Origin of the sequence: Vibrio sp. SCSIO 43097 (genome assembly GCF_023650755.1) — a bacterium.
GTDB lineage: Bacteria > Pseudomonadota > Gammaproteobacteria > Enterobacterales > Vibrionaceae > Vibrio > Vibrio alginolyticus.
Genome location: NZ_CP071840.1, coordinates 2,515,048 through 2,526,388, shown reverse-complemented (window position 1 = coordinate 2,526,388; position 11,341 = coordinate 2,515,048). Strand labels below are relative to the sequence as shown.

Below are 11,341 nucleotides of genomic sequence, written 5' to 3'. Positions count from 1 at the left end.
AATGAAACTCATTTGCAAATCAATAATGTTATAATGTAACATTATCTCACTTTCCACGCCATATCCCAAGTAAAACTATGAAAAGAGCATTAATTCTTGCTGCCTCAGCAATGTTAACACTGCCAGCACAGGCGGTAACGGTACTGACGAGTATCAAACCTATTCAGTTGTTAGTAACAGAGCTTACTCAAGGAGTAACTTCACCAGACGTGCTATTGCAGTCTAACACATCACCCCATGACTATGCTTTGCGTCCATCGGATGTTAAAAAGGTCGCTTCGGCTGATTTGGTTATCTGGTACGGACATGATCTTGAACCGTTTCTAGAGAAAGTTGTTTCGGATAGATCGAATACTTTGACTATTAGTCAAATTCCAAATCTAGAATTGCGTGAATTTGATAGTGAGCACAACCATGACCATGATGGGCACGATCATGGCTCACATGATCCGCACTTTTGGCTAGGTGTAAGCCAAGCACAACAAGTGGCCAAGGCTGTTGTGAATCAACTTGTATCACTTGATCCGGAAAATGCAGCTCAATATCAAGCGAACCTCAAAAAGTTTGAACTCGAGCTAAAAGACACTGACCAACAGATAAAGCAGAAGCTGGCACCAGTAAAAAACAAAGGTTACTTTGTATTCCATGATGCTTACGGTTATTTCGAAGATCGTTATGAACTAAATCAAATGGGGCATTTTACTGTGAGCCCAGAACGCAAGCCAGGAGCGAAGACCTTAATTCAAATTCGTCAAAAGCTAAGTGGTGGAGATGTGGCTTGTGTATTTTCTGAACCTCAGTTTACCCCGGCTGTCGTTCAGAGCGTAATGAGAGGCAGTGATGTCGCTAAAGGCGAGCTTGACCCGTTAGGGAGTACAATTGAAGCAAAACCTGGCAGTTACTTTACTTTTCTCAACAATATGGCGAATAGTTTTGAGCAATGCTTGAACAAAAAGTCAGATTAAGTGCTGTCGTAATGTAGGAGTAGTCTTTTTAACGTGATCCAGTAGTAAGAATTACAACCTTTGGTAAGGCGAGCCTTTTCTCAGAAAGTAATTGAGATATCATTACCAATAATTATCAGCTCAAAATAACCGTATCAATCCATGTTTTACAAACGATGAACGGTCACTTTCAGAGCACAAATTGATACAAAAGGTTTTCGTCTTGCTACGCCAATTAGCCCTTGCTCTGTTGGGCTTTGTCTTATCCTACCAAGCATTTGCGCTTCATAATGCAAATGCAATCTTTTACCCTTTGCCAACTCAGGCAAAGGGTACTTTTATCGCGGCTAAAAAGTTGTTCTTGGGTGAAAAGGGCGGTTTGTGGATTCATGACGTACACGGGAGAGTCCTGTTTTACGATGGTCAAACTATATTGCCTAAATCAGGTAGCTTCCTACAAACGTCGGCTAAGCAGTTGGCTTATCATAAAGGTGCTTTTTGGACCTTTATTGAAAATGAGGTCTATCGAACCTATCCAAATCAGGAACGACGTTTAGTCTTTAGTTTAAATCCAGGCTCACAAATAAGAAAAATAGGGTCTTCAAAGAACTATATTTGGGTGAGTGATGGCGCGCATTTCTATACCTACAATATCGACACTAGCGAGTTAAACTCTTTCTCTCTATTGCAGCTCTATCAACATAGTAATAATAGCTACGTTTACATTAATGATGCGGTGCTAGTTGAAACCAAGTGGGCACTAGCAACGACTTCCGGCTTCTATCTTTCTGAAGGTGATAAGTTTGACCATGTCGCTGCCTCAGGTCAAAACTACATTGAGAAAGTCTATTATTCACACACGCGAAGAGAAATTCTGATAGGTACATTGCGTGGCGCTTTAATTTTCAACATTTACCAGCCTGATAAAGAAGTGATTAGAATTGGCGGCTCACATGTTTTGACATTCGCAGAGACAAATCAAGAGTATTGGGTGGGGACCGAGCATGGTCTTTATTTGTACTCATTTTTTTCAGGTGAGGTCACCGAAGTCGCGCCTGCAAGTTTTCTTGAGTTAGAGTTAGATAACACGAAGATTTATTCGTTGTTGAGCGACAATATGGGAGGGATGTGGATTGCGACTAACCAAGGTATTCGTTATTACTCGCTATTTAGTAAAAAATTTGAACGAGTGACCTTTAGTAGTTATGACTCACACACCCTATCAGGACGAATTCGGCAAACTATTGAAGGTCCTGATGGTGCGCTTTGGTTTGCTGATGACCGAAAGATTTATCGTTCAGGAAAGAGTGGGATTAACCAAGTCTTAGAGTTGGAGTCGCAGATCAATGAATTTGCGTTTCAAAACGGTATGCTTTGGCTTGCGACCTCAAAAGGGCTGGAAATATTTGAGCTAAATGGTCTCAACAAGATTACATATCCTTATTTACAGGTTATGGCCGGACATGCCGTAGAGCATGTGACCGTTGATGGTGATGACCGTCTTTGGGTATCAAGCGGATACCATCTTTACAATGTTGATACTGCTGCACGAAGCGTACGAAACTTTGGAAGTGAGTGGCTAGTAAGTCAGTATTTGCCTGCTAAGGTTACGCGCCTATATGATACTGAAGATGCCCTATTAATAGGCACCGATCATGGCGTATACCAATACAGTAATGACAACATCCAGTTTATCCGTTTTTCAGAAAAGTTTGGTGAATCATTAGACATGACCACGGCGGTTGATGGCAGCCAGTGGTTTGCTTCATCTTATGGTGTGTTTAAAACTGATACACGAAGCGATGAAAAACGTGTTGTTGAAATGAGTGAGCCCAACGCCAGACCTGCTTGCTTGATCAGAGACAGGCAAGGTGTATGGTTAGCTTCCTCTGTCGGTTTAAGCTATTACCACCTTTCGGGTGAGTTAGTGAAACATTACTCATCGTCATCAGGCTTAATGAACAATGAGTTCCTCCCTGGTATTTGTAGCGTTATACAGCAGACAGAAGTTGGTGAGCGAGAGCTTGTTCTGGGGTCGAAGTACGGACTCGTAAAAGCAGAAGCATCCAAGCTGCTTGTATCTAATCCCCCAGAGTCTAAGTTTATTGTTAGCCAAGTTGTGCTTGAAAATGAAGTTCTGCAAGTTGGTAGTGCCGATCTGAATGGGCTCACACTGCCATATGGATCTTCGCTGAGTTTTTTATTCGGTGTGATGCCAAAACCAGACAGTCAAAACTTGTACTATCGATTGAACAACGATGACCCATGGCAAACGTTAGAGGGGGGCCAACTGACACTCGAGCACCTTAGTTCCGGTGAATATCACTTGCAGGTCAGCAATGAGTCTCAAGTTGCCGCTGGAGTCGTTGGTTTAGAATCTCACTTTATCGTCCTTCATCCTTGGTATCTATCGCGATTTGCTATTTTAGGCTTTGTCGTAGCTAGTATTGCGGTCGTTGCAGTACTCGTATTCTGGCGCTCGCGCTACGTTGTACAGGCTAACCGTGATCTAGCAGCTCAAGTGACTCTCAAAACGAATCAGTTAAGACATCAAAGTAGAGTGTTGCTTACGAGCAACCAGCAATTACGTAAACAGATTCAAGTTAGAAACCTACTCGTAGACCATGTAGCTCTATCCATAAAATCAAGCGTCGACTTTATTGTGGCGAAACTACCTATGCCTCTCGATACTGCGACGGAGGATCATTTGGCTAAAACGAATTGGCAGTTAAATGAACTCAAAAGCGTTCCAAGTGATGTAAGTGGTGGGAGTCAGAACTACAACTTGAGTCAGATAACTCAGTCAGTGGTTGATGTATGGCAAGATGACTTTGCAAAAGCGGGTATTTTGGTAGAGCTAGAAGATGAGAGTAAGCAGAGCCGGGTTGCTCTGGAAAGCTTTAATCTTGATGTTATTTTCAATAGCATTTTTGCCAATATCATCAAGCGCTCTTTCCGAGGTCAAACGGTTAGAATTATGCTAGAAGAGGGGCATGATATTGTGTCATTGAGCTTTCTTGATTACGGGACGCAATTACCTAATAAAGTCGCGACTGGGCTTCCATCTAACTTAAATCACTCTGAGTTGAGTATTGACCACCTTGCCCAACTAGTGACAACGAGTGGTGGTTATTTGGCTGTCTTCTCTTCTGATGCTCAAAACAAAGTCGAGATTACATGGCCATCTGCGAAGGAAAGGAGTTATCTGGATGAACCGCAGCAAGAACTCAATCCTGTAACTATTGCAGAAGATCAAGTCACACCAGAGAAAGAGTGGTTGCAAAAAGTCTATCAATTAGTGGCAGAGCATTACCATGATCCTGAATTTGGCACTGCGTCAGCCGCTAAAATGCTGTATATGTCTGAACGCTCTTTGCAGAGACGTTTTAAATCTGCCTCGTCAAGAACGTTAAAAGACTATGTCACAGAGGTTCGTTTGGAAACGGCGTGTGAAAAGTTATTGGCGGGTGAGAAAATCAGTGAAGTCGCCTTTAACTGTGGCTTTAATGATCCATCTTACTTTAGCCAAAAGTTTAAGCTACATTTTGGTTTGCCCCCTTCCAAGTTTGCTTTGACTCAAGAAAGCCAAGAAATTAACTAGAAAACCTTCATTATAAGCTCCCTAGTTAATAGTTAAGATGCTGGGGAGCTGCATACAGTGCTCTATTATTGCTGCAGTTGCTAACGCAGTGAGTTTCATTGTTTCTTCATCACATCTAGCCTACAAATCCATTCTCAACACGTAAGCACGATCACGTTCTATCTGTTAGTCGCGATGTTCATAGCAATAAGCATAAATGGCTTCAAGAGAATGATTTACTGATAGTTGCAACAAATAAATGACAGTTGTATTGCTGTATCAAAAGAGCGTTGTTCATTTGGGGGAGTGATGGCATGCGACATTCGTGAAAACGAAAACTGTGTTGAAAAGATGGATAAGGTAAAGAAGTTTTGAAAGAGGTGAAAAAAATATCGTGGTATAGCCGGGGGGACTATACCACGGGTGTCAAGGACACCTTCGCTTGCTGCCGGAGTGACATGTTGCCATGCCACCTCTGGAATTTATTAGAGAGGTTGCCCTCTCGATGGAGTAACTATACGAGAGGTTACTTATTTTTCTTATAAAAATAACGCCATGTTTATATGAGAAAAGCGACAACGTTTTGTTTTTTAATTAACCCACTGTTTTAATTTGCATTTTTTGTTTTCTATCTTGGTTTGTGACATTTTTGTTTCGTTAGGTGTCATTTTTAATTGTTAATTTTGACGTAAATAACGAGAGGAAATTTACGAAGTTAACGTTTGAAAGCGTGAAAACATTTACGGAATCTTTGATTTCACACAAGGATTGAAGGGGTATAGGGGAGTAATATTGGCAACCTAAACTTATTAAATAATAATATTTCTCATTAGCAATACTCTTAAGGGCCACTATGAAGTTATCAGAGATTAATCCTGGCGATACGGTGACGATTCGGTTGTTAGATGGTCTTTCATCAGATATCAGAAAGAAACTCATGGTAATGGGGCTGCTTCCCAATACAGAAGTCAAAGTGATTCGACGTGCGCCAATGGGCGATCCTTTACAAGTCGAAGTCCGTGGTGTGTCTGTCGCATTGCGAGAAACAATTGCTCAGAAAATTGAAGTGGAGCGAGTGTAATGCAATATCAAGTGCTAACCGTAGGTAACCCTAATAGTGGTAAAACGACGCTATTTAATGGTTTAACTGGCGCAAAACAGCAAGTTGGTAACTGGGCAGGCGTCACGGTTGAAAAGAAAACGGGACAATTCAAGCATGCTGGGGATGAGTTTTTGCTCACTGACCTTCCGGGTATTTACTCATTAGACAGTGGTAATGATAGTAATAGTATTGATGAATCCATCGCATCGCGTGCGGTTCTAACTCATCCTGCTGATCTCATTATTAACGTGGTGGATGCTACAAGTTTAGAGCGCAGCTTATATATGACGCTGCAACTTCGCGAACTTGGTCGCCCTATGATTGTTGTCCTCAACAAGATGGATGCGCTAAAGCGTGAACGTCAGATGATTAACGTTGCAGAGCTTGAGAAAACGTTAGGTTGTCCGGTTGTCAGTTTATCTGCAACCAATAAAACTCAAGTGGCAGAGTTTAGAGAAAAGCTCCATAAATCCATCGTTCAAGGAGTGCCACTTAAAGAATTGTCTTTGCATTACGGTGAGAAGATGGAGTCGGCAATTCAAACGGTTTCCGCACTTTTTAACGACCAAAACGTCGCTCATCGTGCACTAGCGATTCGTGCGCTTGAAAAAGACACAATGGTGCTCAATAGTCTTTCTGATATTGATAGAAGCAAAGTCTTGGAAGTCATTACGACGTTAGATTTGGATATCGATTTGCATGTCGCGGATACTAAGTACACGCATCTGCATGAACAGTGTAAAAAAGTTCGCCGAAGCGAAGGCAAGTTAAGTCGTAGTGTGACTGAAAGACTCGACCAGTTTATTTTGAACAAGTGGATTGGAATTCCTTTCTTCTTTGTTGTTATGTACCTGATGTTTATGTTCTCGATTAACATCGGTAGTGCATTTATCGACTTTTTTGACATTGGTGTGGGCGCATTGTTGGTTGATGGTGGGCATCACTTGTTAGACGGTCATTTGCCTGTGTGGTTAGTGACGGTTCTTGCTGATGGTATCGGTGGTGGTATCCAGACGGTTGCAACCTTCATTCCGGTTATCGCGTGTTTGTACCTGTTCCTAGCGGTACTTGAGAGCTCAGGTTACATGGCTCGTGCTGCGTTCGTGCTCGATAAAGTCATGCAGAAAATCGGCCTACCGGGCAAAGCATTTGTACCGTTGGTTCTTGGTTTTGGCTGTAACGTACCATCAATCATGGCGACTCGTACTCTAGACCAAGAACGTGAGCGTAAACTGGCTGCATCTATGGCGCCATTTATGTCATGTGGTGCTCGTCTGCCTGTATACGCGCTATTCGCTGCGGCATTCTTCCCAGGTTCTGGCCAGAACATTGTATTCGCACTTTACCTACTTGGTATTGTGGCAGCGATCTTCACAGGTCTTTTCCTTAAGCACACGCTTTACCCAGGTAGCAGCGATAGCCTAGTGATGGAAATGCCAGATTACGAGCTTCCGACGCTACAAAACGTGGTGATCAAAACTTGGCAAAAGCTAAAGCGCTTTGTACTTGGTGCAGGTAAAACCATCGTTATCGTTGTTGCTATTCTGAGTTTCTTCAACTCATTGGGTACTGATGGCAGTTTTGGTAATGAAGACAGCGAAAACTCGGTGCTTTCTAAAGCTGCGCAAGTTGTAACTCCAGTATTCGCGCCAATCGGTGTTCAAGAAGATAACTGGCCAGCGACGGTTGGTATCATTACCGGTATCTTCGCAAAAGAGGCGGTAGTTGGTACGCTTAACAGTCTATACACCACGCCAAGTGACGGTGAAGACGCAGAATTTGATCTAATGGGCAGCCTAGAAGAGGCAGTAATGAGTATCCCTGAAAACTTAGCCGGTTTGAGCTACTCAGATCCACTAGGCATTGAAGTGGGTGACTTAACTGACTCAAATGCCGTTGCAGAAGAGCAAGAAGTCGATGCTTCTATCTTCGGTAACATTAAATCGCAGTTTGCTTCTGGCAATGCCGCATTTGCTTACCTAATCTTTATCCTACTGTACACTCCTTGTGTGGCGGCGATGGGTGCTTACGTACGTGAGTTTGGTCATAAGTTCGCACGCTTTATCGCGGTTTGGACAATGGGCTTGGCTTACCTATGTGCGACGTTCTACAACCAATTGACGCATTTCGCAGATAGCCCAGTAACAAGTGGTATTTGGATGGCTGTGATCGTAGCTATCTTCTTTGGCACATACCGTGTGTTCAAACAAGTTGGTAAGAAACAAAACGGTGCATTAGAGGCGCAAATAGCATGATTTTAAAAGAGCTTTATCAATACATTGCAGACAAAGGAACCGTCTCCCAGTCAGATCTGGCTAAACAGTTTGGGATGAGTGAAGATGGTGCTGACGCGATGTTAAGTGTGTGGATTAAGAAGGGCAAAATTAGCCGCCTAGTTGACACCAATAAAGCTCATGACGTGACTCGAGTTCGCTACTCAGTGACTAAACAAGATGGTTTGTCTCTGACAGTCACCATGTAGCGACTATCAAAATTAGTCACCTAAAAATTATCACGTAAAAACGACAAAGCCGCATCAGCAATGATGCGGCTTTTATTTTGCTGGTTATTGTTTGTGAATACAGCGAAATTAATGTTCTTCAGAGTGTTTAGTTGCGCCTAACCCTAGGAACTTTAAACCAAGACTTAAAACTAAAATCGAAATAGGTAATGTTAAGATCGTCCAATCTAAGCTGTCGAAGTTAATCAGCACGAGCTCTAAGAACTTCACAAACAAGATCACGATGATGACTTCAGCCAAAATGTTTTTTAGATGGCCGATGTTTGGGGTTCTGATCCAATGCAAAACCGACTGCTCTTGTGTTTTCGCTTTAGCTTTGTTGGAAATAAATAGTGTGTAGATGCCGTGAGCAAAGATGAACAAAACTAGTGCGACAAGAAACGTATCCAGTGACTTGATCAAATAAGCGATCGCGATGTCTGCTTTATCTAAATGTGCGAGTGCTTCTGGAGGTGTTTGATTGAGAATGAAGACCGCAAATGCTGAATAGGTTTTTGCTGCACCCATAAGAAAAAGCAAGAATGAAGCAGCCATAGAACAGATGATGGCGATCCAGCTGACGTATCGGAATGTGTTGAAGACTTGTTTCATGATGACCCTCTCTAACTGAGCTGGTAGTCTAAACAAGTTTTATTTTAGTGATAATCCCAGAAAAATGAGAAAGATTGTTACAAATACGTATTAATCTTTCTCTGTCTATTTCAGCCGTATTCAAAGGCGAATTATTTTCGCTAGCAGTGCTTATGCTTTTTGGAAAATAGAGCTCAGTGACAGCACATTTTTAATGCGACCAAGCAATTCGTTTTGCTCTTCTTCTGTACGGAATTCACCTTTGGTGTTCCCCCAAACCGGTCCCGGCCATGCTACGTCATCTTTGAAGCGAGCAATATGGTGAATGTGCAGCTGTGGCACCATATTACCTAGTGCGCCAAGGTTTAGCTTGTCTGGACGGAATGTTGCTTCCAGTGCTTGGCTTACCGCTTGAGACTCTAGCAAAAACTGTTGCTGTTCTTGCATTGGCAAGTGGTGAAGCTCTTTTAGGTTTGCACGTTTAGGTACCAAAATAACCCATGGCACGGCATTGTCTTTATGCAGAAGTGCCACACTCAGTGGGAAGTGACCGATAACGGTAGTGTCTTTTGCCAATTGAGGGTGCAGTTCAAAACTCATTATATTATCCGATTTGAATTGAATGACATCAGTATACGCCAGATAAAACAAAAGGTTGACGCTTTCACGCCAACCTTTCTAAATCGTCTCGATTCTAGAATCGCTTACATACGCTCTAGAGTATCGATACCTAGTAGAGACAGACCTTGCTTGATGGTCTTCGCTGTTAGCGCTGCTAGTTTCAGACGGCTTTGTTTCACAGCTTCGTCTTCAGCAACTAGGATAGGGCACGCTTCGTAGAAACTAGAGAACTGACCTGCTAGTTCGAATAGGTAGCTACACATGATGTGCGGTTGGCCTTCGCGAGCGACAGATTGAACCGCTTCTTCGAACTGCATAAGTTTAGCAATAAGTGCTTTCTCTTTCTCATCAGTGATTTTGATGTCACCTTGGAGAGCGTCCATAGCAACACCAGCTTTAGCGAAAATAGAAGCTACGCGAGTGTATGCATATTGCATGTATGGTGCTGTGTTACCTTCAAACGCTAACATGTTGTCCCAATCGAACACGTAGTCAGTCGTACGGTGTTTAGATAAGTCAGAGTATTTAACCGCTGCCATTGCAACTGTTTTAGAGATCTTCTCTTTTTCTTCCGCATCTAGTTCAGGGTTTTTAGATTCGATCAGTTGTGCTGCACGAACTTCTGCTTCATCTAGAAGGTCGGCAAGACGAACGGTACCACCCGCACGAGTCTTGAATGGCTTACCATCTTTACCAAGCATCATGCCGAACGCGTGGTGCTCAAGAGATACTGACTCAGGTACGTAGCCTGCTTTACGAACAATTGTCCAAGCTTGCATTAGGTGCTGGTGTTGACGTGAGTCGATGAAGTAAAGCACACGGTCTGCGCTTAGCTCTTCATAACGATATTTTGCACATGCGATGTCTGTTGTTGTGTATAGGAAACCGCCATCGCGTTTTTGAACGATAACGCCCATTGGTTCGCCATCTTTGTTCTTGTATTCATCTAGGAATACAACTTGCGCGCCATCATCTTCAACGGCAAGACCTTGTTCTTTTAGGTCTGCAACGATCTTAGGAAGCATGTCGTTGTACATGCTCTCGCCCATTACGTCGTCACGAGTCAGTGACACGTTTAGACGGTCGTAGTTGCGCTGGTTTTGGATCATGGTTACATCAACGAGTTTTTTCCACATTTCTGCACAGTACTCGTCACCGCTTTGCAGTTTCACAACGTAGTTTCGCGCCTTTACTGCGAAGTCTTCATCTTCATCGTACAGCTTTTTCGATTCGCGGTAGAAGCCTTCAAGGTCCGCAAGTTCCATAGAAACTTCGCCAGACTCTTGTTGTACACGTTCAAGGTTTGCGATAAGCATACCGAACTGAGTACCCCAGTCGCCGATGTGGTTCGCACGGATCACTTTGTGACCTAGGAACTCAAGAGTACGTACTACCGCATCACCGATGATGGTTGAACGTAGGTGACCAACGTGCATTTCTTTAGCAACGTTTGGTGCAGAGTAGTCAGCAACGATAGTTTGAGCTTCGTCTGCCGCAACGCCAAGACGTGAATCAGCCAGTGCTGCTTCCGCTTGTTTTGCTAGGAACTCTTCGCTTAGGAAAATGTTGATGAAACCAGGACCAGCGATTTCTGTCTTGCTCGCAATACCATCTAGGTCTAGAACATCCAGTACTTTCTGTGCAAATTCTCGTGGGTTAGTACCCAGTTTTTTAGCAACGCCCATTACGCCGTTTGCTTGGTAGTCACCAAATTGTGGCTTTGCTGATTGGCGTACTGCCGCAGGACTGCCTGCAGGTGCGCCAGCGGCTTCTAGAGCCTGAGATACTTTGTCATTAATAAGTGCTTGGATATTCACACGCGTTTCCTTCAATTCAAGGACGAAGAACTCGGCGAAATAAGTGCCGAGTTCTGTTGGAGTTCACAAAAATGGGGCTAATGATAACAACTTTATTGCTTTTCATACAGAGAGGAATTGGGGAAATTTATACTTTTTCGATTGAATGGAAATGTGGCTTAGTTTGCGTTTACTATTGCGCTCAGA

At 43.1% G+C, this 11,341-nt stretch carries 8 protein-coding genes; 5 read left to right on the top strand and 3 right to left on the bottom strand.

The features are described from left to right. Nucleotides 1-77 precede the first annotated feature (77 nt). From znuA to J4N40_RS12200, 5 genes are all read left to right on the top strand, one after another. Nucleotides 78-965 carry a zinc ABC transporter substrate-binding protein ZnuA gene (gene znuA, locus J4N40_RS12220; protein ID WP_033906913.1) on the top strand — a complete coding sequence of 296 codons (888 nt, stop codon included), beginning with the start codon at nucleotides 78-80 and terminating at the stop codon, nucleotides 963-965. A 202-nt stretch (nucleotides 966-1,167) separates the two neighbouring features. Next, a complete protein-coding gene (locus J4N40_RS12215; RefSeq protein ID WP_054575218.1) occupies nucleotides 1,168-4,545 on the top strand; it encodes an AraC family transcriptional regulator in 3,378 nt (1,125 codons plus the stop codon). A gap of 832 nt (nucleotides 4,546-5,377) precedes the next feature. Further along, complete coding sequence (locus J4N40_RS12210) at nucleotides 5,378-5,605, top strand: FeoA family protein (protein WP_005382190.1); 228 nt, start codon at nucleotides 5,378-5,380, stop codon at nucleotides 5,603-5,605. Beyond that, nucleotides 5,605-7,881: a Fe(2+) transporter permease subunit FeoB gene (gene feoB, locus J4N40_RS12205; protein WP_104975958.1), complete on the top strand. Its 2,277-nt coding sequence runs from the start codon at nucleotides 5,605-5,607 to the stop codon at nucleotides 7,879-7,881. The genes J4N40_RS12210 and feoB overlap by 1 nt, the downstream gene beginning before the upstream one ends. Next, entirely contained in the window at nucleotides 7,878-8,108 is a 231-nt protein-coding gene (locus J4N40_RS12200) for a FeoC-like transcriptional regulator (RefSeq protein WP_005426709.1), read from the top strand. Before feoB ends, J4N40_RS12200 begins: the two co-directional genes overlap by 4 nt. A 108-nt stretch (nucleotides 8,109-8,216) precedes the next feature. Here J4N40_RS12200 and J4N40_RS12195 read toward each other — a convergent pair whose 3' ends face one another. From J4N40_RS12195 to argS, 3 genes are all read right to left on the bottom strand, one after another. Then, nucleotides 8,217-8,738 carry a YqhA family protein gene (locus J4N40_RS12195; protein ID WP_042523163.1) on the bottom strand — a complete coding sequence of 174 codons (522 nt, stop codon included), beginning with the start codon at nucleotides 8,736-8,738 and terminating at the stop codon, nucleotides 8,217-8,219. Nucleotides 8,739-8,888: 150 nt separating this feature from the next. Continuing rightward, entirely contained in the window at nucleotides 8,889-9,317 is a 429-nt protein-coding gene (locus J4N40_RS12190) for an HIT family protein (RefSeq protein ID WP_250654265.1), read from the bottom strand. Nucleotides 9,318-9,421: 104 nt separating this feature from the next. Further along, a complete protein-coding gene (gene argS, locus J4N40_RS12185) occupies nucleotides 9,422-11,155 on the bottom strand; it encodes an arginine--tRNA ligase (RefSeq protein WP_005388349.1) in 1,734 nt (577 codons plus the stop codon). Between the last annotated feature and the right edge of the window lie 186 nt (nucleotides 11,156-11,341).

Excerpts from the sequence above, each read along its gene's own strand:
- znuA (WP_033906913.1), top strand. The coding sequence starts at position 78 with ATGAAAAGAGCATTAATTCTTGCTGCCTCAGCAATGTTAACACTGCCA.
- J4N40_RS12210 (WP_005382190.1), top strand. The coding sequence starts at position 5,378 with ATGAAGTTATCAGAGATTAATCCTGGCGATACGGTGACGATTCGGTTG.
- feoB (WP_104975958.1), top strand. The coding sequence starts at position 5,605 with ATGCAATATCAAGTGCTAACCGTAGGTAACCCTAATAGTGGTAAAACG.
- J4N40_RS12200 (WP_005426709.1), top strand. The coding sequence starts at position 7,878 with ATGATTTTAAAAGAGCTTTATCAATACATTGCAGACAAAGGAACCGTC.
- J4N40_RS12195 (WP_042523163.1), bottom strand. The coding sequence starts at position 8,738 with ATGAAACAAGTCTTCAACACATTCCGATACGTCAGCTGGATCGCCATC.
- J4N40_RS12190 (WP_250654265.1), bottom strand. The coding sequence starts at position 9,317 with ATGAGTTTTGAACTGCACCCTCAATTGGCAAAAGACACTACCGTTATC.